The organism is Pseudomonas sp. P5_152, from assembly GCF_033989915.1.
In the GTDB taxonomy this organism is placed as follows: domain Bacteria; phylum Pseudomonadota; class Gammaproteobacteria; order Pseudomonadales; family Pseudomonadaceae; genus Aquipseudomonas.
Window position 1 is genome coordinate 3,435,191 of sequence record NZ_JASFAH010000002.1, and the last position, 23,467, is coordinate 3,458,657.

Consider the following 23,467-nt stretch of genomic DNA (forward strand, 5'->3'; position numbering starts at 1 on the left):
GGCGGGCGAGCTGGGGTGTTGCGGTGCGGCCTTGTGAAAGACTAAGTGCCCGGGGCTGCACTGGATGTCAGGCGCGACGCTGAATCAGCGAGCAGTCGATGTTTCGTGGTGTCGGAATTTTCCATAAAAAAGGCCTCCCGTAGGAGGCCTCTTTCATCGTCACGCCGCTTGCGCTGGCGCTACTGGATTAGCAGCTGTAGTACAGCTCGTATTCCAGTGGGTGTACGAAGGTGCGAACCTTGATTTCTTCTTCGCTTTTCAGAGCGATGTAAGCGTCGATGAAGTCATCGGAGAACACGCCGCCTTTGGTCAGGAACGCACGACCTTTGTCCAGCTCTTCCAGGGCTTCTTTCAGGCTGCCGCAAACTTGTGGGATCTCTTTCGCCTCTTCAGGCGGCAGGTCGTACAGGTTTTTGTCAGCAGCGTCGCCAGGGTGGATCTTGTTCTGGATGCCGTCCAGGCCAGCCATCAGCAGTGCGGCGAAGCACAGGTACGGGTTGGCAGCCGGATCCGGGAAGCGAGCTTCGATACGGCGAGCGCGTGGGCTGGACACGTAAGGAATACGGATCGAAGCGGAGCGGTTGCGAGCCGAGTAGGCCAGCATCACTGGAGCTTCGAAACCTGGCACCAGACGCTTGTAGGAGTTGGTCGCCGGGTTGGTGAAGCCGTTCAGGGCCTTACCGTGCTTGATGATACCGCCGATGAAGTACAGGGCGGTGTCGGACAGGCCGGCATAACCTTCGCCAGCGAAGGTGTTCTTGCCATCTTTGGCGATGGACAGGTGAACGTGCATACCCGAGCCGTTGTCGCCGTACAGAGGCTTAGGCATGAAGGTAGCGGTGCGGCCGAAAGCTACAGCCACGTTGTGTACGCAGTACTTGAGGGTCTGAACTTCGTCAGCCTTGGCAACCAGGGTGTTGAACTTCACACCGATTTCGTTCTGGCCGGCAGTCGCCACTTCGTGGTGGTGAACTTCGATGGTCAGGCCCATCTCTTCCATGGCGTTGCACATGGAGGTACGGATTTCGTGGTCGTGGTCGAACGGTGGAACCGGGAAGTAGCCGCCCTTGATACCTGGACGGTGGCCATGGTTGCCGCCTTCCACGTCCTGGTCAGACATCCACGAACCTTGTTCGGAGTAGATCTTGAACATCGAACCGGAGATATCGGACTTGAACTTGACCTGGTCGAAGATGAAGAACTCAGGCTCAGGACCGACGAATACGGTGTCACCGATAGCGGTGGACTTCAGGTAGTCCTCGGCACGCTTGGCGATCGCACGTGGGTCGCGGTCGTAGCCTTGCATGGTCGAAGGGTCGATCACGTTGCAGACGATGATCAGGGTTGGGTCTTCGGTGAACGGATCGAGGACAGCGGTGCTGTCGTCCGGCATCAGGATCATGTCGGAAGCTTCGATGCCTTTCCAGCCAGCGATGGAGGAACCGTCGAACATTTTGCCTTCTTCGAAGAAAGCATCATCCAGCGCATCGCGAGCCGGCATGGTCACGTGGTGCTGAGTGCCCTTGGTATCTGTGAAGCGCAGATCAATCCATTTGACGTCATGATCTTTGATGAGTTGAACCGACTTCGACATAGTGTCCTCCGGGTGGCTTCGGGCTTGAGTAGTGGATGCCCTTAGAATGTGGGTGATGCCGGCGCGAATACTCTGCCAAGGCAACCTGCCTCACAAGGGAGCAAATTGCATGCCAGTGCCCCGAGTTGGGTTTTTTGCCCCAATATCACGCTTATAAAGGTGCAAAGCGTGGAAAAGGGCAAAATCGCGCCCCCTAATGTAGCGCTCAAAAGCATAAATGACCCGTTTTGGTGCACTGAAAACCTTCTGCACATTAACTGGTTAAACCTTGAGCAATTTCCGCTATAATCCGCGCCCCCCTTTTTCGGCTGGCCCAGCGCGCGCTGTTTTCATGAAACTAATCGTAAAAGTCTTCCCCGAGATCACCATCAAAAGCCGCCCGGTACGGATGCGTTTCATCCGTCAGTTGGCCAAGAACATCCGTGCCGTGCTCCGCGATCTGGACCCGGCTGTGGTGGTGAACGGTGTATGGGACAATCTCGAGCTGGAAACGCAGCTGACTGACCCCAAAGCCTTGAAGGACATGACCGAGCGCCTGAGCTGCATGCCGGGCATCGCGCATTTCCTGCAGGTCGACGAGTACCCGCTGGGTGACTTCGACGACGTGGTCGCCAAGTGCAAGCAGCACTTTGGCGAGGCGCTGGCCGGGAAGATTTTCTCGGTGCGCTGCAAGCGCGCCGGCAAGCACGAATTCAGCTCCATGGATGTCGAGAAATACGTCGGCAGCCAACTGCGTCGCCAGTGCGGCGCCGCCGGAATTTCCCTGAAAGACCCGGAAATTGAAGTCCGCATCGAAATTCGCGACAAACGGTTGTTTGTGATCCACAACCAGCACAACAGCATCGGCGGTTACCCGCTGGGCGCCCTGGAACAGACCCTGGTACTGATGTCCGGCGGTTTCGATTCCACGGTGGCGGCCTACCAGATCATGCGGCGCGGGCTGATGGCGCACTTCTGCTTCTTCAATCTCGGCGGGCGTGCCCACGAATTGGGCGTGATGGAAGTGGCGCACTTCATCTGGAAGAAGTACGGCAGCTCGCAACGCGTGTTATTTGTCAGTGTGCCGTTCGAGGAAGTGCTGGGAGAAATTCTCGGCAAAGTAGATAACAGTCATATGGGCGTCGTATTGAAGCGTATGATGTTGCGCGCTGCTTCGCGAATCGCCGATCGACTGGAGATCGAGGCGCTGGTGACCGGTGAGGCGATCTCCCAGGTTTCCAGCCAGACGCTGCCGAACCTGTCGGTGATCGACTGTGTGACCGAGAAGCTGGTGTTGCGCCCGCTGATCGCCAGTCACAAGCAGGACATCATCGACCTGGCCAACGAAATCGGCACCGCCGACTTCGCCAAGCACATGCCAGAGTACTGCGGGGTCATCTCGGTGAACCCCAAGACCCACGCCAAGCGTCCACGCGTGGAGCATGAAGAGAAAGAATTCGACATGGCAGTCCTTGAGCGTGCGCTCGAGAACGCCAAACTGGTGCCGATCGATCGGGTAATCGACGAGTTGGGCCAGGACGTGCAAATTGAAGAAGTCAGCGAAGCGCTGGCAGGTCAGATCGTCATCGACATCCGTCACCCGGATGCTGCTGAAGACGACCCGCTCGCCCTGGCTGGCGTCGAGGTACAAACGATGCCGTTTTATGCACTGAACGCTCGTTTCAAGGAACTGGACCCTACTCGCCAGTACCTGCTGTATTGCGACAAAGGCGTGATGAGTCGCCTGCATGCCCACCATTTGCTCAGTGAGGGGCATGCCAATGTGCGCGTTTATCGACCGAGCTAAGAGCCCGGGGCTGTTTGCCTGTGGCCTGCGTCACCGGCCCCCCGACTCTGCCGTCAAGCTGTAACGGCAAGGCCTGACTCTACTGTAAATCGCTGCCACGACCTGTCAGCACACCGAATCCTCTGATCGAGATACACAAGTGATCGAAAATCTACGCAACATCGCCATCATTGCTCACGTTGACCATGGTAAGACCACCCTGGTAGACAAACTCTTGCGTCAATCCGGCACCCTGGAGCGCAACGAGCTCAACGACGAGCGCGTGATGGACTCCAACGACCAGGAGAAAGAGCGCGGTATTACCATTCTGGCGAAAAACACCGCCATCAACTGGAACGGCTACCACATCAACATCGTGGACACCCCGGGCCACGCCGACTTCGGCGGCGAAGTTGAACGTGTAATGTCGATGGTTGACTCCGTTCTGCTGCTGGTTGACGCTCAAGACGGCCCTATGCCGCAAACCCGTTTCGTGACCAAGAAGGCTTTCGAAGCCGGCCTGCGTCCAATCGTGGTAATCAACAAGGTTGACCGTCCAGGCGCACGTCCGGACTGGGTTCTGGACCAGATCTTCGACCTGTTCGACAACCTGGGTGCTACCGAAGAACAGCTGGACTTCAAAGTGGTTTACGCCTCTGCCCTGAACGGCATTGCAGGTCTGGACCACACCGACATGGCTGAAGACATGACCCCGCTGTACCAGTCGATCGTCGACAACGTACCAGCGCCGAAAGTCGACCGTGACGGTCCGTTCCAGATGCAGATCTCCGCTCTGGACTACAACAGCTTCCTGGGTGTTATCGGCGTTGGCCGTATCGCTCGTGGTCGCGTCAAGCCGAACACTCCGGTCGTGGCTATCGATGCCGACGGCAAGAAGCGTAACGGTCGTATCCTCAAGCTGATGGGTCACCACGGCCTGCACCGCATCGACGTTGAAGAAGCAGCTGCCGGCGACATCGTCTGCATCAGCGGCTTCGACCAGCTGTTCATCTCCGACACTCTGTGCGACCCACTGAACGTCGAAGCAATGACTCCGCTGACCGTTGACGAACCAACCGTTTCCATGACCTTCCAGGTAAACGACTCGCCTTTCTGCGGTAAAGAAGGCAAGTTCGTGACCAGCCGTAACATCAAGGAACGTCTGGACAAAGAGCTGCTGTACAACGTTGCTCTGCGCGTTGAAGAAGGCGACTCGGCTGACAAGTTCAAAGTATCCGGCCGTGGTGAGCTGCACCTCTCGGTACTGATCGAAACCATGCGTCGCGAAGGCTTCGAAATGGGTGTTGGTCGTCCGGAAGTGATCATCCGCATGGTTGACGGCGTCAAGCACGAACCGTACGAAAACGTGACCATCGACCTGCCGGAAGAATCGCAAGGTTCGATCATGGAACAGATCGGTATCCGTAAGGGCGACCTGACCAACATGGTTCCGGATGGCAAGGGCCGTGTGCGCCTTGAGTACAACATCCCGGCCCGTGGCCTGATCGGTTTCCGTAACGAGTTCCTGACCCTGACCTCCGGTGCAGGCATCCTGACCTCGATCTTCGACCGTTACGACGTGATGAAGTCCGGCGACATGTCCGGCCGTCAGAACGGCGTGCTGGTATCGGTTGCTACCGGTAAGGCGCTGACCTACTCGCTGGAAACCCTGCAGTCGCGTGGCAAGCTGTTCATCGAACACGGCCAGGACATCTATGAAGGTCAAATCGTTGGCTTGAACAGCCGCGACAACGACCTGGGTGTTAACCCGACTAAAGGCAAGAAGCTCGACAACATGCGTGCTTCGGGTAAAGACGAAACCATCGCTCTGGTTCCGCCTGTACGTTTCACTCTGGAGCAAGCTCTGGAATTCGTACAAGAAGACGAGCTGTGTGAAGTCACTCCTAAGTCCATCCGTCTTCGTAAGAAGATCCTGGGCGAAAGCGAGCGTACCCGCGCTGCCAAGAAGTCCAATAACTAAGTCACTTAGTTAGCGGGCAAAAAAAACGCCCCCGACCGCAAGGTCGGGGGCGTTTTTATTTGTCTGGGATTATGTGATGACTGTGTGGGCCTTATCGCTGGCAAGCCAGCTCCCACAATTTACCGCGTTCAGCCAGGCAACTCGGTCCGTGTGGGAGCCGGGCTTGCCCGCGATGAGGGCCTTTGGAGCCATACAAAATCCAGATCAGAACTTGTCCAGCGTCCGCCGTTGGGTATCGCGCACCACTTCCTTGGGCTTGTAGGCGCAGTAGCCTGGTCGTGGGCCGATCTTGGGGTGATTGCGGCAGGTATCCGGGCGCTTGTCATAAATAGTGCAGAAACGGCTCTTACGATCCAGATACAGGCAATCGTTGTTGCTCATGCGCTGGAGCGTGAAGATTTCCGATTTCTGGTTGTAACGCTCGACGATCCCTTCCTTTTGCAGGCGCTTGGCGATGTTCTTCGGCGGGTCGCCGCGTTCGAATTCATCGACGATGCCGATGCGGATCAGATCCTTGATCTTGACCTCCACTGGCAGCGTGCAGCAGCTGGACACGCAGCCGCCGCACATATGGCTGGAGTATTTCTGCCAGGTCTCGAGACGGTCGAGTTCCGCGGCGGCGATCAGTTGAGGCTTCATCAGGGTTCCAAGGGGGAGCGTTGTATCCGGGCGCGGGATGATACGGGATTGGTGGTTTTTTGAACAACTTTTTCAAGGATCCGGCACGCCCCCTGCATCCTTTTGTTCCTGAACCACTCAATTCAGGTGATTGTGCAAAACACCCGAACCAGCGACTGCACCGTTTGTCAGACCGTCTAGGCTCAGTCAATTCCATGCTCGCCCGAGGCCCTATCGATGACTCAAGAACCACTTGTTCGCGAAGCTGAGGTGGCCGCATTTCGCGAAGCCGTCCTGACCAAACTCACCTATGCCGTCGGCAAGGATCCGGATCACGCCTTCGACCACGACTGGTTCGAGGCCATTGCGCTGGCAGCGCGCGATCACATGGTCGAGCACTGGATGGACCATACGCGGCAGATTTACCGCAAAGGCCAGAAGCGGGTGTACTACCTGTCGCTGGAATTCCTCATCGGCCGCCTGCTCTACGACAGCCTGAGTAACCTGGGCCTGCTCGACGTAGCCCGCGAGGCCTTGACCGAGCTGGGGGTCGACCTGGAGCGGATCCGCCTGCTGGAGCCGGACGCCGCTTTGGGCAACGGTGGTCTCGGCCGCCTGGCCGCGTGTTTCATGGAAAGCATGTCGACCCTGGGCATCGCCGGGCATGGCTACGGCATTCGTTATGAGCACGGCCTGTTCCGCCAGGCGATTGTCGATGGCTGGCAGCAGGAGCAGACCGAGCACTGGCTGGATTTCGGCAACCCCTGGGAGTTCGAGCGGCCGGAGGTGATCTACCCGATCGGGTTTGGCGGCAGCGTCGAGACCGTCATCGATGCCGGCGGCAAGAGCAAGCAAGTCTGGACGCCTTCGGAAACGGTGCGCGCGGTGGCGTACGACACGCCCGTGGTCGGTTGGCGCGGGGCCAGCGTCAACACCTTGCGCCTGTGGCGGGCACGGGCCATGGAGGACCTGCACCTGGAGCGCTTCAACGCCGGTGATCACTTGGGCGCGGTGGCCGAAGTGGCCCGGGCCGAAAGCATCTCCCGGGTGCTTTACCCGGCCGACAGCACCGAAGCGGGGCAGGAACTGCGCCTGCGCCAGGAGTACTTCTTTGTCGCCGCGTCCCTGCAGGACCTGCTCCGGCGCCATCGCAACATGCACAGCTCGGTGCTGACCCTGGGCGATCATGCGGCGATCCAGCTCAACGATACGCACCCCTCGATTGCCGTGGCCGAGCTGATGCGCCAACTGGTCGACATCTACGACGTGGAGTGGGATGCGGCCTGGCAGGTCACGGTCGATACCCTGTCCTACACCAACCACACGCTGTTGCCCGAAGCGCTGGAAACCTGGCCGGTAGGGCTGATGGAGCGGATGCTGCCGCGGCACATGCAGATCATCTACCTGATCAACGCCCAGCACATCGACTCATTGCGGGCCAAGGGCATCCACGACTTCGACGTGCTGCGCGCGGTGTCGCTGATCGAGGAAGACAACGGCCGCCGGGTGCGCATGGGCAACCTGGCGTTCCTCGGCTCCCATAGCGTCAACGGCGTGTCCGGCCTGCACACGCAACTGATGCGCAGCACGGTATTTTCCGAGCTGCACAAGCTCTACCCCGAGCGGATCAACAACAAGACCAACGGCATCACCTTCCGCCGCTGGCTGTACCAGGCCAACCCGGAACTGACCTCGATGATGGTCGATGCCCTGGGGCCGGAGCTGCTGGATAACCCCGAGCAACTGTTGCTGGGCCTGGAGCCGTTTGCCGAGAAAGCGGCGTTCCGCAAGCAGTTCGCCGAGCAGCGGCTGCACAGCAAGAAAGCCCTGGCCTATTTGATTCACGAGCGCCTGGGGATTGCGGTCAACCCGGCGGCGCTGTTCGACGTGCAGGTCAAGCGGATCCACGAGTACAAGCGCCAGTTGCTCAACCTGTTGCACACGGTGGCGCTGTACCAGGCGATTCGCGCCGAGCCTGAGACCGACTGGGTGCCGCGGGTGAAGATCTTCGCCGGCAAGGCGGCGGCCAGTTATCACCAGGCCAAGCTGATCATCAAGTTGACCAACGACATCGCCCGCACAGTGAACAACGACCCGACCGTGCGCGGCCTGCTGAAAGTGGTGTTCCTGCCCAACTACAACGTCAGCCTGGCCGAAAGCATCATTCCGGCGGCCGACCTGTCGGAGCAGATCTCCACCGCCGGCTTCGAGGCATCCGGCACCAGCAACATGAAGTTCGGCCTCAATGGCGCCCTGACCATCGGCACCCTGGACGGGGCCAACGTGGAAATGTGCGAGCGCATCGGTGCCGAGCACATGTTCATCTTTGGCCTGAGTGCCCAGCAGGTCGAGGCGCGCAAGCAGAACCACGAGTTCCACGCCGCCCCGGACATTGCCGCTTCGCACCGGCTCAACGACGTGTTGCAGGCAATTCGCAGCGGGGTGTTCTCGCCGGATGATCCGGCGCGCTACACCGGCCTGATCGACTCCTTGATCGAGTACGACCGCTTCCTGGTCTGTGCCGACTTCGACTCCTACTGGGCCGCGCAGATGCGCGTCGAGACCCTTTGGCACGACTCCAAGGAGTGGTGGCGTTCAGCGGTGCTCAACAGTTCGCGGATGGGCTGGTTTTCCTCGGATCGGACCATTCGTGAGTACGCCACGGATATCTGGAAGGCGCTGGAGTAGGGGAGGCCTTTAAGAAAAGTCTCGTAGTTCGGGTGGGAGGGATCGATATACTGGTGTAGCGGGCCAATCGCAGCCTGCGGCAGCTCCTACGCGAAGGGATATCGACCATGCAATGGATGTTCATGCTGATTGGGCTGGTGCTCGGCTGGCTGCTCGATGAGTCGTTCAGCGACGCCTTGATCGGTGCGCTGATCGGGCTGGGTGCTGGCCAGGCGTTTGTGCTGCAACGCTTGAATGCGCAAGCTTTGCAGCAGGGGCGTGAATTGAAGCTGGCCCAGGTGGCCTTGGGTGCGGTCGAGCAGCGCCTGGCCTCGCTGGAGGGCGGGGGCGTTGCTGCCGAGCCGCTCTCCCATGCCGAGGCTGTCCCGGCGCCAGCGCCTCAACTCGAGCCAACGCCTGCCGCGTCCGAGCTGGTCTGGGAGCTACCGCCTGAAATCAGCATGGCCCAAGCCAGTGTCGAGCCTGCACCGGTCGACCTGTGGACGCCCCAGCCTGAGCCATCCGCCGCGCCTCAGCCCCCGGCGCCTCGCGCGCCCAACTTGTTCGACCGCGCCATCGCCGGTGCGCGTGACTGGCTGTTTGGCGGCAACACGGTGCTGCGAGTGGGTGTGGTGCTGCTGTTCTTCGGCCTGGCGTTTCTGCTGCGCTACGCCACCGAGGGCATGGTGGTGCCGATCGAGTTGCGCTATGCCGGCGTTGCGGCGGCGGCCCTGGCCTTGCTGGGGCTGGGGTGGTGGCTGCGGCTGCGCAACACCCAGTACGCGTTGATCTTCCAGGGCACCGGGATTGCCGTGTTGTACCTCACCGTGTTCGCCGCCATGCGCTTGCATCCTTTGCTCGATCCGACGGCGGCCCTCGGCCTGCTGGTGGCGGTGACGGTGTTTTCGGCGATCCTGGCGATCACCCAGGACTCCCTGGCCCTGGCCTGCGCCGCGGCATTGGGCGGATTCGCCGCACCCATCCTGACCTCCACCGGTGCCGGCAACCATGTCGCGCTGTTCAGTTACTTCGCCCTGCTCAACGCCGGCATCCTCGGCATCGCCTGGTTCAAGGCCTGGCGCCTGCTGAACCTGATTGGCTTCGTCGGCACCTTCGGCATCGGCCTGGCCTGGGGCTTGCGCTCCTATACTCCGGAACTGCTGTGGAGCACCGAGCCGTTCCTGATGCTGTTCTTCCTGATGTACGTGGCCATCGGCCTGCTGTTCGCCCGGCGCAAGTTGCTGGAGATCAGCGACGCCCCGCTGGACGGCGACCGCGAAGCACTGCTGCACTGGTCGGCGCGCAAGGGCGACTACGTCGACGGCACGCTGCTGTTCGGCCCGCCGCTGGTGGGCTTTGGCTTGCAGTTCGCGCTGGTGCATCACCTGGAGTTCGCAGCGGCCTTCAGTGCGCTGCTGCTGGGTTTTATCTACATGGGCCTGGCCCGCGTACTCAGTGGCGGGCGCGCGCTGTTGCTGGGTGAGACGTGCCTGGCGCTGGGGGTGATCTTTGCCAGCCTGGCCATTCCCCTGGGTCTGGATGCACGTTGGACGGCCGCCGCTTGGGCCGTCGAAGGCGCGGGTATCTATTGGCTCGGCTTGCGCCAGCAGCGGCCGCTGGCACGGGCCTTTGCCTTGCTGCTGCAGTTGGGCTCGGCGCTGGCATTTCTCAGCGAGCTGGATGTCGGCGTCAGCAGCCTGATCGAGGGGGCACCGCTGGGCGCCTTGATGCTCGGCCTGGCGTTGTTGTTCACCTTCAATCAGCTACGCGCTGCGGCACCTGGGCACAGCCATGCCTGGGAGCGCCAAGGCCTGCCGATATTGGCCTGCGCCGGCCTGACGTTCCTTTATCTGTTGGCACCGCTGTTCTTCTTCACCCAGGGCACGGCCATCAGTTGGGCCCTGGCGGGATTGGCGACCTTGTTCGTCGGACTGCGCCTGCAATCGCGCACTTTCCTGTTCACCGCGTTTGCCGTGCAACTGCTCGGTGGCGTGCTGTTCCTGCTACGGCTGCAGGGTGCCAGCGGCGATTCGACGGCGGTGTTCAACACCGGCTGGAGCGGTCTGCTGGCCGCATCGTTGATTGGCCTGGCATTGATCGGCGGGATGCTGTTTGCCGCCCGCGACAGCATGGTGCGCAGCGATCTGCGCTTGCTGCGCGGCTTGTCACTGGTGTTGTTGGCGGGCCTGGCGCTGATCAATCTGGCGGTGTTGTTTGTCCTGCCCTGGCAAACCGCGAGCGCGGTGTGGGCCACCAGTGGGGTGTTGATCATCTGGTTGAGCCTGTACTTGCAGCAGCGCCTGAGTTTTGTCTTTGGCCTGGTGCTGCAGGTGATCGGCGGCGCGGCGTTCCTGATCGCCGGCCCGGACTTGCTCGGGCCTCTGGATCACCAAGGCTTGCGGCCGCTGGCCCATGCCGGGTTCTGGACGCCCATGGTGCTGGGGCTGGCGGCGATGGTCGGGGCCTGGCGCTTGCAGGTGGGCAACCATGCCAGTGCGTTTGATGCCTTGAGCCTGCGGCGCTTGTCCGAGTTGCTGTTGGCGTGGGGCGCGGCCTGGTGGGCATTGGCCCTGCTGACCGAGGTGTTGCGTTTTGCGCCGGTGCAGTTGTCTGGCGCGCTGTTGCTGGGCTGCGCAGCGTTGAGTGTGGCGCTGTGGACTTGGCTGGCCTTGCGCCTGAACTGGTCGGCCCTGGGCATCCTGTGCACGCTGTTGATCCCGGCGGCCAGTCTGTTGTTGTGGGCGGCGTCCCATGGGCGTTATCACCCGGCGGCGGATTTCGGCTGGCTGGCGTGGGCGGCGGTGTTCGCCGTGCATTTCGTTTCGTTGCGGCGTCTGGCGCCGATGCTCGTGCAACCGGTGGCGAGCGTGGCTCATGTGCTGGGTTGCTGGCTGTTGATCGGGGTGTTGGCGCTGGAGTTACGCTACGGCCTGCTGGTGCTGTCCGAGCAGTACAATGCCTGGCGTTGGTTGGGCTGGGCGATTCTGCCGAGCCTGTACCTGGTGTTGATGGCCGCGCCACGTGCCTGGCCGTGGCCGGTGTCGGCCTATGCCCGCGAGTACCGGCTGTATGCCGCGCTGCCCTTGGCGGTGCTAATGCTGGGCTGGTTCTGGTTGGCCAACACGGTCAGCTCCGGCAACGCCGAGCCGTTGCCCTACGTGCCGCTACTGAACCCACTGGATATCGGTCTGCTGTTCGCCTTGTTCGGCGTCTATGCGTGGTCGCGCAGTGCCCAGGGCCAATTGGCCATCCGCTTCGAGCACGCCGGGCTCGCCAGCGAAGTTGTGGTTGGGGTGTCGCTGTTCGCGTTCTTCACCGCCGTGGTGATGCGCAGCGCCCACCATTGGGGTGGCGTGCCATATGAGCTGGATGCATTGCTCGGGTCGATGCTGGTGCAGGCCAGCCTGTCGCTGGTCTGGACCCTGATCGCCCTCGGCCTGATGATCGGCGGGCACCTGCGCAAACGTCGGGAAGTCTGGCTGGTGGGCGCGGCGCTGATCGCGCTGGTGGTGGCCAAACTGGTGTTTGTCGAGTTGAGCAACCGCGGTGGGCTGGCACGCATCGTGTCGTTCATTGGCGTTGGCGTATTGCTGCTGGTGGTCGGCTACTTTGCGCCGCTGCCGCCCAAACGAATCGAAGCTGCGCCTGAGCCGCATGAAGCGGCCAATGAATCTGAAGGAGTGTCGTCTTGAACATGATGTTGAGCCCGCGCTGGCTGGCTGTGCTTGGATGCTGCATGGTGCTGTCGGCGCAGGCCGCGCAAACCGCAGCGAATTTCGCCACTCACGTGCCGCTGACCCTCAGCGGCGAAGGCCCCTGGTACCGCCTCGATTTGCCCCTGGCCGTGCAACTGCACGCCCATCAGAGCGATCTGGCGGATGTGCGAGTGTTCAATGCCGCCGGTGAAGTGCAGGCCTATTCGCTGACGCGCGAGCAAGCGCCCAGTGGTGAGAGCCTGCAACTGCATGAGGTCAAGTGGTTCCCGTTGTACGACTCGGCCGATGCGAGCTCGGCGGTGCCGAACGTGCGTGTGTTGTCCAATGCCGCCGGCACCCTGGTGCAGGTGCAACCGTCCAGCCAGCTGGAGGCCGGTGAGGAAGTGCGCCGTGGCTGGCTGCTGGACGCCAGTGCAATCAAGGCGCCGTTGCAGCAATTGATCCTCGACTGGTCCAGCGAGCAGGACGGTTTCCAGCGATTCAGTATCGAAGCCAGTGACGATTTACAGAACTGGCAGGCCTGGGGCGAAGGGCAAGTGGCGCGCCTGTCGTTTGCCGACGAACGGGTCGAGCAGCATGAAGTCGCGCTGCCTGGCCAACGGGCGCGTTACCTGCGTTTGCTGTGGCAAACCCCGCAGGCGGCCCCGGTACTGACCTCGGCGCTGTTGCAGAGCCTGACCACCAGCAGCCCGGCGCAGCCCCTGGTGTGGTCCGAGCCGGTGGCCGGCAGCCGTACCCCGGCCGGTGAATACACCTGGCAGTTGCCGATGGGCCTGCGTGTCGAACGCCTCCAGGTGCAATTGACCGAAGCCAACAGCCTGGCGCCGGTGTCGCTGGCCGGGCGTCGCGACGCCAGCCTGCCTTGGCAGACCGTGAGCAGCGGTTTGCTCTACCGCCTGACCCAGAACGGCCAGGACGTGGTGCAGGACCAGTTGCAGCTGCCAGGGCAGGTGGTGCAGCAGTTGAAATTGACCGTCGATGATCGCGGTGGCGGTTTGGGTGCCGAAGCGCCCAGCGTGCGTTATGCGGTGCGCGCGACCCAGTTGGTATTCCTCGCCCGGGGCGCCGGGCCTTACCGCCTGGCACTGGGCAGCAGCAGTGAAAAAACCGCGAGCCTGCCGTTGGCTACCCTGATCCCGGACATCAGCCCCAAGCGCCTGGAGAGTCTCGGCCAGGCCCGGATCGAGGAGGGCACGCTGGTGACTCCGCCGGTCGTAGTGCCGCCTCTGGCCCAAGGGACCGACTGGAAGAAGCTGGGCCTGTGGGCTGTACTGTTGCTCAGCGTGCTGTTCCTGGCGGCCATGGCCTTCAGTTTGTTACGCAAGCCGGCGGTCAAACCCTGATCCCAATCTACGTTTTTGCTACTACGCTCAACCCGGCGCATGAACTCTGTCAGGCGAATCTCGTCTGATAAGAGCAATTGCGTAACGACTCGCGTTAAACTGCGCGGGTTTTTAGCCCCCACTTCTCCGGAGCCTTACATGTCCCGCGTTACCCTGAGTCGCTATTTGATTGAGCAGACCCGTAGCAACAACACTCCTGCCGATCTGCGTTTCCTGATCGAAGTAGTGGCGCGAGCTTGCAAGGAAATCAGCCACGCCGTCTCCAAAGGCGCCCTGGGCGGTGTTCTGGGCAGCATGGGCACTGAAAACGTGCAAGGCGAAGTGCAGAAGAAGCTCGACGTGATCTCCAACGAGATCCTGCTCGAAGCCAACGAATGGGGCGGTCACCTGGCCGGCATGGCGTCCGAAGAAATGGACAATGCCTACCAGATCCCGGGCAAGTACCCGAAAGGCGCATACCTGCTGGTATTCGACCCACTGGACGGTTCGTCGAACATCGACATCAACGCCCCGGTCGGCACGATCTTCTCGGTACTGCGTTGCCCGAACGAGTACCTGACCCAGAACGAACCCCTGAATGAAAAAGCCTTCCTGCAGCCAGGCACCCAGCAGGTAGCTGCCGGTTATGCCATCTATGGTCCACAGACCATGCTGGTGCTGACCCTGGGCGACGGCGTCAAAGGCTTCACCCTAGACCGTGAAATGGGCAGCTTCGTCCTGACCCACGAAGACATCACCATTCCTGCGGCCACTCAGGAATTCGCCATCAATATGTCTAACCAGCGTCACTGGGAAGCTCCGGTACAACGCTACGTTGAAGAGTTGCTGGCTGGCGAAGAAGGCCCGCTGAAAAAGAACTACAACATGCGTTGGGTTGCCGCGATGGTCGCGGACGTGCACCGCATCCTGACCCGTGGCGGTCTGTTCATGTACCCGCGCGACAGCCGCGAGCCGTCCAAGCCGGGCAAGCTGCGCCTGATGTACGAAGCCAACCCGATGTCGTTCCTGGTGGAACAGGCTGGCGGTGCGTCCACCGACGGTCACCAGCGCATCCTCGACATCCAGCCCGATGGCCTGCACCAGCGCGTAGCGGTGTTCCTCGGCTCGAAAGAAGAAGTCGAACGCGCCACGGCTTACCACAAGGAATAAACCATGACCGCGCCCTGGTTGCCGTTGCTCCAATGGTGGTTCGGTACAGCCGACAACCCCAACGAAGTGGCGGCGCAACAGGGCGGTCTGTGGTTCGGCAAGCGTGACAGCCAGGACCGTGAGGCGCGTGAGCGTTTTGCGGACCTGGTGGACCAGGCACTGGCCGGCGGATTGACCGAGTGGACGCAACGTCCCGAAGGTTGGCTGGCCCTGGTGTTGTTGCTCGACCAATTGCCGCGCATGATCTATCGCGATACCCCCGCTGCATTTTCCGGTGACCTGCGTGCCCAGCAGCTTGTGGCGCAAGGCATAGCCGCGGATTTCGATCGGCAGTTGCCAGCGATCCAGCGCGTCTTTATCTACCTGGTGTTCGAGCACTGCGAGCACCTGGCGGTGCAGAACGAGGCGATTTCGCGTTTTGCCGACTTGCTGGCCGAGCAGCCCCAGGCACAACGCGAGGTGTTTGCCGATAACCTCGATTACGCCGAACGGCATCAAAAGATCATCTCGCGGTTTGGCCGCTTTCCCCATCGCAATGCGATCCTGGGGCGTGAGAGTACGCCCGAAGAGGTCGCGTTTTTGCGTGAGCCGGGGTCGCGGTTCTAGCTTTTTGTTGTTGCTGATGCCGCCATCGCGGGCAAGCCGCAAGCGGGCGCCCGCTCCCACAGAGATCCCTGTGGGAGCGGGCTTGCCCGCGATGAGGTCGGTGACAGCACCCTGGATCCGCAAACTCCCCACCAATTGCTGAAGCTCTTCGATCATCTTTTGCACTGACTGCGCCACGACGGCAAAGATGAGACGGGTTTGGCAAAAAACGACGAAATGTCGTACACCGCAAAAAGGTGTCCGATTCGAGCCTTGAGCGTCGATCTGACCGTTCAAGAAATACCCGCCTGCGGTGGGAACCAGATGGGCGATTTCTCTTCTAAGCTTTTGGTTGGCAGCCATGCCAGCGTCTCTTTCCAGGAGTTTCACCATGTCGCTGCGATCTATCGCCTTGCTGTCGTTTTGCGTGCTGTTGGCCGCATGCAGCAAGGTCAACCAGGAAAACTACTCGAAACTTTCGGCGGGCATGCCCAAGGCCGAGGTCGAAACCCTGCTGGGCAAACCGGCCGATTGTTCCGGCGCATTGGGGATGTCCAGCTGCACCTGGGGCGACAAGAACAGCTTTATCAGCGTGCAGTTTGCCGGTGACAAAGTGTTGATGTTTTCCGGGCAAGGCCTGAAGTAAACCGGGGCCAAGCGCCCACGGGAGAAAAATAATGATGCGGTTTGTATTAGTTCTTTTAGCCGGTCTGTTCTTGGCCGGCTGTGCCACCTCTGGCGATGATTCGCTGGCACCGAAAACGGCCAATAACGTCAACCTCAAGCGTTACCAGGGCAAATGGTACGAGTTGGCGCGCATGCCCATGTACTTCCAGCGCAACTGCGCCCAGTCCGAGGCCCATTACGCCCTCAAGCCTGACGGCGACATGGACGTGCTCAACCGCTGCCTGACGCCAGAATGGACCTGGGAAGAAGCCCGGGGCACGGCGACGCCGCAGGTGCCGGGCAAGACCGACAAGCTGTGGGTGAATTTCGATAACTGGTTTACCCGCCTGTTGCCGGGAGTGGTCAAGGGCGATTACTGGGTGCTGTACGTCAGCGATGACTATCAGACCGCGATCGTCGGCAACCCCAATCGCCGCTACCTCTGGCTGCTGTCACGCAAGCCGGAGGTCAACGCCGAGACCCGTGAAGAACTGCTGAGCAGGGCGCGTCAGCAGGGCTACGACACCACTCGCCTGATCTGGCGTGTGTCGGATACGCGGATGGCCAAGACCTCGAAGTAACCGTAGAAACGAGGCTTGCCGGCGATGGCGAATGTGTCGCCGCCATCGTGGGCAAGCCTTGCTCCTGCAAGAGCGGGTGTCAGCCCAGCAGGTCGCGCAACACCTGGGTAAACGCCCGGTTGCTCTCTTCTTCGCCAGTATGATGGCCGTCACGCACCACCCACTTGCCGTTGACCAGCACGTCGCGGACCTGACGGTCGCCGCCAGCAAACAGCCAGCGGTTGAGAATGGCGTCGCCACTGGCGGTCGCCAGGTAAGGATCATTGCCATCGAGCACCAGCCAATCGGCGCGCTTGCCGACCTCAAGGGCGCCAATCGGTTGGCCCAGCGCCTGCGCGCCGCCATCGAGCGCGGCGTCGTACAGGGTGCGACCGACCATCGGTTGCTCGGCGCCATACAGGCGGTTACGGCGTTGATCGCGCAGGCGCTGGCCGTATTCCAGCCAGCGTAATTCCTCGACCACACTCAACGACACATGGCTGTCGGAACCGATACCCATGCGCCCGCCCTGGGCGAGGAAGTCCACGGCCGGGAAAATTCCGTCGCCCAGGTTGGCTTCGGTGGTCAGGCACAGGCCGGCGATGGCGCGGCTTCTGGCCATCAAACTGACTTCTTCCGGATTGGCGTGGGTCGCGTGCACCAGGCACCAGCGCTGATCGACCTCGGTGTTTTCATACAGCCATTGCAGCGGTCGGCGACCGCTCCAGGCCAGGCAGTCGTCGACTTCCTTCTGCTGTTCGGCGATATGGATATGTACCGGGCACTGCTGGTCGCTGGCGGCCAGCACGTCGCTGATCTGCTGTGGTGTCACCGCACGCAACGAGTGGAAACACAAACCCAGGCGCTGTGCCGGCTGTTGCGCCAGGATCGGCTGCAAGCGAGCCTGCAGGTCGAGGTAGTTTTGCGTGCTGTTGATAAAGCGGCGCTGGCCGTCGTTCGGCGCCTGGCCACCAAAACCGGAATGGCTGTACAGCACCGGCAGCAGGGTCAGGCCGATACCGGCGGCGCTGGCGGCCTGGCTGATCTGCAGCGACAGCTCGGCCGGGTCGGCATACGCCTGGCCATTGTGATCGTGGTGCACATAGTGGAATTCGGCGACCGAGGTGTAGCCGCACTTGAGCATTTCGATGTACAGCTGGCGGGCAATCACACCCAACTGATCAGGGCTGATTTTTCCGACGAGGCGATACATCAGGTCGCGCCAGGTCCAGAAACTGTCGTTCGGATTGCCCGCTACTTCTGCCAGCCCAGCCATCGCCCGCTGGAACGCATGGGAGTGCAGGTTGGGCATGCCCGGCAGCAGCGGGCCACTCAGTTGCTCCGCGCCTTGTGCGCTTGCATCGGCCTGGATGTGGGTCAGCAGGCCATCGGCGCCGACCTCAAGACGTACATTGTTGGCCCATCCGTTAGGCAGTAGCGCGCGCTCGGCAAAGAAGGCGGACATGGTTCAGCACCCCATCGTGTGTTATTTGTATATACATATACAGACGTTTGCCTGCTCGGTAAACTCCGGCAAGCTAGTGACTTTCATCCATCAACAAGGATTTCCTGTGCCGACTCCGCCCGCAGTATCGACGCTGAGTGCCAACCTGGGCGACAGTCCGGCGCCCTTGTACGCACGCGTCAAACAGATGATCACCCAGCAGATCGACAGTGGAAACTGGCCGCCGCACTACCGTGTGCCGTCGGAAAGCGAGCTGGTCAGCCAGTTGGGTTTCAGCCGCATGACCATCAACCGCGCCCTGCGCGAGATGACGGCCGACGGCTTGTTGGTGCGCATGCAGGGCGTCGGCACCTTTGTCGCCGAACCCAAGAGCCAGTCCGCTCTGTTTGAAGTGCACAACATTGCCGATGAGATCGCCTCCCGTGGCCACCGCCACACCTGCAAGGTGATCACCCTGGAAGAAGAGGCTGCCGGTTCCGAGCGTGCGCTGGCGCTGGACATGCGCGAAGGGCAGAAGGTCTTCCACTCGCTGATCGTGCATTTCGAGAACGATATTCCGGTGCAGATCGAAGATCGCTTCGTCAACGCCCTGGTGGCGCCGGACTACCTCAAGCAAGACTTCACCCAACAAACGCCATACGCCTACCTGAACCAGGTCGCGCCCCTGACCGAGGGCGAGCACGTGGTCGAGGCGATCCTGGCCGAGTCCAGCGAGTGCAAGTTGCTGCAAATCGAAAAGGGCGAGCCCTGCCTGCTGATTCGTCGGCGCACCTGGTCGGGCCGCCAGCCGGTGACTGCCGCTCGCCTGATCCACCCCGGTTCCCGTCATCGCCTGGAAGGGCGGTTTCATAAATAAGACACGAGGCACCCATGAGTCAGTTGAAGGTCTTGCGCGCGGCCGACTATCCGCGCATGCCGTGGAAGAATGGCGGCGGTAGCACTGAAGAAATCACCCGCGATGCGGGCACCGGCCTGGACGGTTTCGGCTGGCGCCTGTCGATTGCCGATATCGGCGAGTCGGGCGGCTTCTCTACCTTCGCCGGTTATCAGCGGGTGATTACCGTGCTGCAAGGCGCGGGCATGCGCTTGACGGTCGACGGCGAGGACACGCGCCCACTGTTACCGCTGGATCCCTTTGCCTTCAGCGGCGAGAGCCAGGTGTCGTGCACCCTGCTGGGTGGCGCGATCCGCGACTTCAACCTGATCTATGCGCCGCAGCGTTATAGTGCGCGGTTGCAGTGGTTGGAGGGTGAGCAGCGTTTCTTTACTTCAGCGGGCAGCGTGTTGGTGTTCAGTGTCACCGAGCAACTTGAAGTCAGGCTGAGTGAAGGTCCCCAGCAACTGGGTCGCCATGATTGCCTGCAACTGGACGCTAACCGCGGCTTGCTGGAAATTTCCGTCAATGGCCCCTGCTGCGTGATCGAGTTGACGCAGCACCGGTAATGCCGGTTATTCCCGTTCGAGGGTGAAGCCTCGAACGGTGTCTTCCAGCTCACTCGACATCCGTTTGAGCGCATGAGTGGTTGTCACGACGTCCTGTTGTGCCGAGACATTTTCCTCAACACGCTGGGCGACGGTTTCCACATTGCGCGCGACGTCTTCACTGGCTACACGTTGCTCCTGCAAGGCGTGGGAAATCTGCCTGACCGCGTCGAGTGACTGATCCAGCGCGCCTTTTACATCATTCATCGATGCGCCAGCACTGTCGATCAGTTGCTGGCCCTGAAGCACCCGCTCACGACCGGCGCTCATGCTGTTGTTCGCTTTGCGCATGCCGCTCTGGATCGTATTCACCAGCTTCACGATCTCGGCGGTGGAGCGGGTCGTGCGGATCGCCAGCTCGCGTACTTCTTCGGCGACTACGGCAAACCCGCGGCCTTGGTCCCCGGCCCGGGCGGCCTCGATGGCGGCATTGAGTGCGAGCAGGTTGGTTTGTTCGGCGATGCTGTGGATCACGTCGACGATTTTCCCGATGGAATTGGAATGCAGGGTCAGTTGATCGAGATCGCTCGATGTCTGGGTCACCAACTGCGCGATTTGCTGCATTTCGATGATGGATCGGTCCATGGTGGCAATGCCCTGGACGGTGATCTGTTCGGCTTTTTGCGTGGTATCGCGCTTGTACGGCACTCTCGGCGATGTGGGTGATGTTGGCCGACATCTGTTCAGCGGCCGCGGCAATCGAAGACGCTGCACTGGTTTGTTCGGCGGCCTGTTTCAGGCCTTGCTCGGACGAGGTGCCGAGGCTTTTCGTCGAGGCCTCGATGTGCCGCGAGGCCTCGCGAATTTTGCCGATCATGGTACGCAGGCTGCGCCGCATCGCCTCGACGGACTGCATGACCCCCGTAGTGGTTGCGGTGATGGTTGGCGGATCGAAGAGCTGGCCCTGAGCGATGTGCGTGCTGATGGCGGCCAGTTCGTGAGGCTCGGCACCGAGGTAGCGCAGCAGTCTGGCGCAAAATATCGCGGCGTAGAGGCTGGCGAACAGCAGCGTCAGCGCCAGGACTATAGCCTCCAGCTTCATATAGAAATCGTAGCGGGCGTGACTGAACTCGTACTGTTTTCGGGCCTCTTGCAGTTGAACGTCGGTCAGTTGCGAAAACAGTGAGGTCAACGGGTCGATCAAGGGGTAGAGCTGTCGGGCGGCGAAGCGCTCCAGGTTCGGGTTTGAGATTGAGAGGTCCCTGCTGTTCAGTAGCGCCTGCAAATGCCGCAGCGGAGCTTCGGTTGCCTGCATCAGCGGGGTGATTTCGTCGATCAGTTGCACTTCGTCGGCAATCAAGTGCGTCGACTGGTAGTTGAGCCAGAGTTGTTCGATCTCCGGCAGCGCCAGGCTGATCTGCTCCGCCGCTTGTGCTGCGGTGTAGATGCCGTCCCGGGCCTTGTGTATGGCGTCGACGATCTGCACGGAATACAGCGCGGAAATTTTCTTCAAGTCTTGCAGCGGGATGACCCGGTCGAGGTAGACCGTCTCCAGTCCCTGGACTGTGGAGCGCATCCCGTACAGCCCGAGTGCGCCGATGCACATCAAGCTGGTCAGCAGGGTGCCGGCAAGCAGTAGGAGATGGGTTCTGACTTTCCACTGTTTCATTGCGGGTTCTCGCAGGAGTGACTTCAGGGGGTGGTCATGAAGTCGGCGGGGATCAGCGGCGGTAGAGTCGGACGTATCTAATGAGGTTGTAGGGTGTTTCTGGAATGCGCTGAATTGGGCGTGCGTGTTACCGAACGCCCCAGCGTGGCGAAAAAATCATGTAGCAGTAACATCGGACATGTCCTCGAAAATCTTCCCACGGAAAAAATCTTCCGCGCCAGAGCCCTTGTTCCTGGCGCTCTCCAGCCATTGCAGGGTTTTTCTTGAATGCTTGTCCAGCAAGTTGGCCGCTCGATTGCATATGCTTGTATGTACAAGTAAAGACGTATGCGTATGAGTCACGAAGACTCAACCATCGTCCACAGATTCGCTGGTGTGCATCGTTGTTCGCCGGCTTGCTCGCCCGCCGCCTGGGTTGGTTTGGATTGATTGCTGAGGAGTTCTGTTCGTGACCGAGAATAAGCCTACGAAATACCGTGACGTTGAAATCCGCGCTGCCCGCGGTAACAAACTGACCGCCAAGAGCTGGCTGACCGAAGCGCCGCTGCGCATGTTGATGAACAACCTCGACCCGGAAGTTGCCGAGAACCCTAAAGAACTGGTGGTTTATGGCGGTATCGGTCGCGCAGCGCGTAACTGGGAATGCTACGACAAGATCGTCGAAAGCCTGACCAACCTGAATGACGACGAGACCCTGCTGGTGCAATCCGGCAAGCCGGTCGGCGTATTCAAGACTCACGCCAACGCTCCGCGCGTACTGATCGCCAACTCCAACCTGGTGCCACACTGGGCCAGCTGGGAACACTTCAACGAACTGGATGCCAAGGGCCTGGCCATGTACGGCCAGATGACCGCCGGCAGCTGGATCTACATCGGCAGCCAGGGCATCGTCCAAGGCACCTACGAAACCTTCGTCGAAGCCGGTCGCCAACACTACAACGCTGACCTCAAAGGCCGTTGGGTGCTGACCGCAGGCCTGGGCGGCATGGGTGGCGCCCAGCCTCTGGCTGCAACCCTGGCTGGCGCTTGCTCGCTGAACATCGAATGCCAGCAAGTGAGCATCGACTTCCGCCTGAACAGCCGTTATGTCGATGAGCAAGCCACCGACCTCGACGACGCGCTGGCACGCATCGAAAAATACACCAAGGAAGGCAAGGCGATTTCCATCGCGCTGCTGGGCAACGCGGCAGAGATCCTGCCGGAACTGGTCAAGCGTGGCGTACGCCCGGACATGGTCACCGACCAGACCAGCGCCCACGACCCACTGAACGGCTATCTGCCGGCCGGCTGGACCTGGGAAGAGTACCGCGCCCGTGCCAAGACCGAGCCGGCTGCCGTGGTCAAAGCCGCCAAGCAATCGATGGCGGTGCACGTCAAGGCGATGCTCGACTTCCAGAAAATGGGGATTCCGACCTTCGACTACGGCAACAACATCCGTCAGATGGCGCAAGAAGAAGGCGTGGAAAACGCCTTCGACTTCCCAGGCTTCGTACCGGCCTACATCCGTCCGCTGTTCTGCCGTGGCATCGGCCCGTTCCGTTGGGCTGCACTGTCGGGCAACGCGCAAGACATCTACAAGACCGACGCCAAGGTCAAGGAACTGATCCCGGACGACGCGCACCTGCACAACTGGCTGGACATGGCGCGCGAGCGCATCAGCTTCCAGGGTCTGCCGGCACGTATCTGCTGGGTTGGCCTGGGCCTGCGCGCCAAGCTGGGCCTGGCGTTCAACGAAATGGTGCGCAGCGGCGAGCTGTCGGCACCGATCGTGATCGGCCGCGACCACCTGGACTCCGGTTCGGTATCGAGCCCGAACCGCGAAACCGAATCGATGCAGGACGGTTCCGATGCCGTGTCCGACTGGCCACTGCTCAACGCCCTGCTCAACACCGCGAGCGGCGCGACCTGGGTTTCCCTGCACCACGGCGGCGGCGTCGGCATGGGCTTCTCCCAGCACTCGGGCATGGTGATCGTCTGCGACGGTACCGACGAAGCGGCTGAGCGTATCGCTCGTGTCCTGCACAACGACCCGGCCACTGGCGTAATGCGCCACGCCGACGCCGGTTACCAGATCGCGATCGACTGCGCCAAGGAACAGGGCCTGAACCTGCCGATGATCACCGGCCAGTAACGCACTACCCGCAGGAGCCGGCGGGCAGCCAGCTCCTGCATCAGTGATGTCGGCAGAGATTGCTTGTGCAGGCTGAAAACCGTGGATTAATGACCATGCTGTTGAAAGACCCGGCCTCGCTGCAAGAGACATTTGC

General features: G+C 61.0%; 15 protein-coding genes and 1 pseudogene. 12 read left to right on the top strand and 4 right to left on the bottom strand.

Annotated features, from left to right (window positions below):
• Nucleotides 1-187: 187 nt before the first annotated feature.
• Nucleotides 188-1,594, bottom strand: coding sequence for a type I glutamate--ammonia ligase (gene glnA, locus QMK50_RS15610; RefSeq protein WP_095167345.1), 1,407 nt, complete (start codon nt 1,592-1,594; stop codon nt 188-190).
• Nucleotides 1,595-1,925: 331 nt separating this feature from the next.
• Here glnA and thiI point away from each other — a divergent pair, with 331 nt between their 5' ends.
• Nucleotides 1,926-3,380 (top strand): tRNA uracil 4-sulfurtransferase ThiI, encoded by a 1,455-nt coding sequence (gene thiI / locus QMK50_RS15615; RefSeq protein ID WP_095167341.1) that lies wholly within the window; start codon nt 1,926-1,928, stop codon nt 3,378-3,380.
• 139 nt (nt 3,381-3,519) lie between these two features.
• Nucleotides 3,520-5,340, top strand: coding sequence for a translational GTPase TypA (typA, locus tag QMK50_RS15620; RefSeq protein WP_095167339.1), 1,821 nt, complete (start codon nt 3,520-3,522; stop codon nt 5,338-5,340).
• 204 nt (nt 5,341-5,544) lie between these two features.
• Here the strand turns inward: typA and QMK50_RS15625 are convergent, their stop codons facing one another.
• Complete coding sequence (locus QMK50_RS15625) at nt 5,545-5,979, bottom strand: YkgJ family cysteine cluster protein (protein ID WP_095167337.1); 435 nt, start codon at nt 5,977-5,979, stop codon at nt 5,545-5,547.
• 216 nt (nt 5,980-6,195) lie between these two features.
• Here QMK50_RS15625 and QMK50_RS15630 point away from each other — a divergent pair, with 216 nt between their 5' ends.
• From QMK50_RS15630 to QMK50_RS15660, 7 genes are all read left to right on the top strand, one after another.
• Complete coding sequence (locus tag QMK50_RS15630; protein WP_320333446.1) at nt 6,196-8,646, top strand: glycogen/starch/alpha-glucan phosphorylase; 2,451 nt, start codon at nt 6,196-6,198, stop codon at nt 8,644-8,646.
• 107 nt (nt 8,647-8,753) lie between these two features.
• Nucleotides 8,754-12,317, top strand: a complete 3,564-nt coding sequence (locus QMK50_RS15635) for a DUF2339 domain-containing protein (RefSeq protein WP_320333447.1) — start codon at nt 8,754-8,756, stop codon at nt 12,315-12,317.
• Nucleotides 12,314-13,684, top strand: coding sequence for a DUF3999 domain-containing protein (locus QMK50_RS15640; protein ID WP_413787298.1), 1,371 nt, complete (start codon nt 12,314-12,316; stop codon nt 13,682-13,684). The genes QMK50_RS15635 and QMK50_RS15640 overlap by 4 nt, the downstream gene beginning before the upstream one ends.
• Before the next feature lie 138 nt (nt 13,685-13,822).
• Nucleotides 13,823-14,833: a class 1 fructose-bisphosphatase gene (locus QMK50_RS15645; protein ID WP_095167333.1), complete on the top strand. Its 1,011-nt coding sequence runs from the start codon at nt 13,823-13,825 to the stop codon at nt 14,831-14,833.
• Nucleotides 14,834-14,836: 3 nt separating this feature from the next.
• Nucleotides 14,837-15,439 (top strand): DUF924 family protein, encoded by a 603-nt coding sequence (locus QMK50_RS15650; protein WP_159993228.1) that lies wholly within the window; start codon nt 14,837-14,839, stop codon nt 15,437-15,439.
• A 370-nt stretch (nt 15,440-15,809) separates the two neighbouring features.
• A complete protein-coding gene (locus QMK50_RS15655; RefSeq protein WP_095167330.1) occupies nt 15,810-16,064 on the top strand; it encodes a hypothetical protein in 255 nt (84 codons plus the stop codon).
• Between the two features lie 31 nt (nt 16,065-16,095).
• A complete protein-coding gene (locus QMK50_RS15660; protein ID WP_095167329.1) occupies nt 16,096-16,665 on the top strand; it encodes a lipocalin family protein in 570 nt (189 codons plus the stop codon).
• Between the two features lie 79 nt (nt 16,666-16,744).
• Here the strand turns inward: QMK50_RS15660 and QMK50_RS15665 are convergent, their stop codons facing one another.
• Nucleotides 16,745-18,109 carry a formimidoylglutamate deiminase gene (locus QMK50_RS15665; RefSeq protein WP_320333448.1) on the bottom strand — a complete coding sequence of 455 codons (1,365 nt, stop codon included), beginning with the start codon at nt 18,107-18,109 and terminating at the stop codon, nt 16,745-16,747.
• A gap of 187 nt (nt 18,110-18,296) precedes the next feature.
• Here QMK50_RS15665 and hutC point away from each other — a divergent pair, with 187 nt between their 5' ends.
• Nucleotides 18,297-18,965 (top strand): histidine utilization repressor, encoded by a 669-nt coding sequence (gene hutC, locus QMK50_RS15670; protein ID WP_232534619.1) that lies wholly within the window; start codon nt 18,297-18,299, stop codon nt 18,963-18,965.
• A gap of 14 nt (nt 18,966-18,979) precedes the next feature.
• Nucleotides 18,980-19,552 carry a HutD family protein gene (locus tag QMK50_RS15675; RefSeq protein WP_320333449.1) on the top strand — a complete coding sequence of 191 codons (573 nt, stop codon included), beginning with the start codon at nt 18,980-18,982 and terminating at the stop codon, nt 19,550-19,552.
• 6 nt (nt 19,553-19,558) lie between these two features.
• Here the strand turns inward: QMK50_RS15675 and QMK50_RS27380 are convergent.
• A pseudogene (locus QMK50_RS27380) lies at nt 19,559-21,200 on the bottom strand (methyl-accepting chemotaxis protein).
• 448 nt (nt 21,201-21,648) lie between these two features.
• Here QMK50_RS27380 and hutU point away from each other — a divergent pair.
• Entirely contained in the window at nt 21,649-23,331 is a 1,683-nt protein-coding gene (gene hutU / locus QMK50_RS15690; protein ID WP_159993232.1) for a urocanate hydratase, read from the top strand.
• The last annotated feature ends 136 nt before the right edge of the window (nt 23,332-23,467 follow it).

Excerpts from the sequence above, each read along its gene's own strand:
- glnA (WP_095167345.1), bottom strand. The coding sequence starts at position 1,594 with ATGTCGAAGTCGGTTCAACTCATCAAAGATCATGACGTCAAATGGATT.
- thiI (WP_095167341.1), top strand. The coding sequence starts at position 1,926 with ATGAAACTAATCGTAAAAGTCTTCCCCGAGATCACCATCAAAAGCCGC.
- QMK50_RS15625 (WP_095167337.1), bottom strand. The coding sequence starts at position 5,979 with ATGAAGCCTCAACTGATCGCCGCCGCGGAACTCGACCGTCTCGAGACC.
- QMK50_RS15630 (WP_320333446.1), top strand. The coding sequence starts at position 6,196 with ATGACTCAAGAACCACTTGTTCGCGAAGCTGAGGTGGCCGCATTTCGC.
- QMK50_RS15635 (WP_320333447.1), top strand. The coding sequence starts at position 8,754 with ATGCAATGGATGTTCATGCTGATTGGGCTGGTGCTCGGCTGGCTGCTC.
- QMK50_RS15645 (WP_095167333.1), top strand. The coding sequence starts at position 13,823 with ATGTCCCGCGTTACCCTGAGTCGCTATTTGATTGAGCAGACCCGTAGC.
- QMK50_RS15650 (WP_159993228.1), top strand. The coding sequence starts at position 14,837 with ATGACCGCGCCCTGGTTGCCGTTGCTCCAATGGTGGTTCGGTACAGCC.
- QMK50_RS15655 (WP_095167330.1), top strand. The coding sequence starts at position 15,810 with ATGTCGCTGCGATCTATCGCCTTGCTGTCGTTTTGCGTGCTGTTGGCC.
- QMK50_RS15660 (WP_095167329.1), top strand. The coding sequence starts at position 16,096 with ATGATGCGGTTTGTATTAGTTCTTTTAGCCGGTCTGTTCTTGGCCGGC.
- QMK50_RS15665 (WP_320333448.1), bottom strand. The coding sequence starts at position 18,109 with ATGTCCGCCTTCTTTGCCGAGCGCGCGCTACTGCCTAACGGATGGGCC.
- hutC (WP_232534619.1), top strand. The coding sequence starts at position 18,297 with ATGATCACCCAGCAGATCGACAGTGGAAACTGGCCGCCGCACTACCGT.
- QMK50_RS15675 (WP_320333449.1), top strand. The coding sequence starts at position 18,980 with ATGAGTCAGTTGAAGGTCTTGCGCGCGGCCGACTATCCGCGCATGCCG.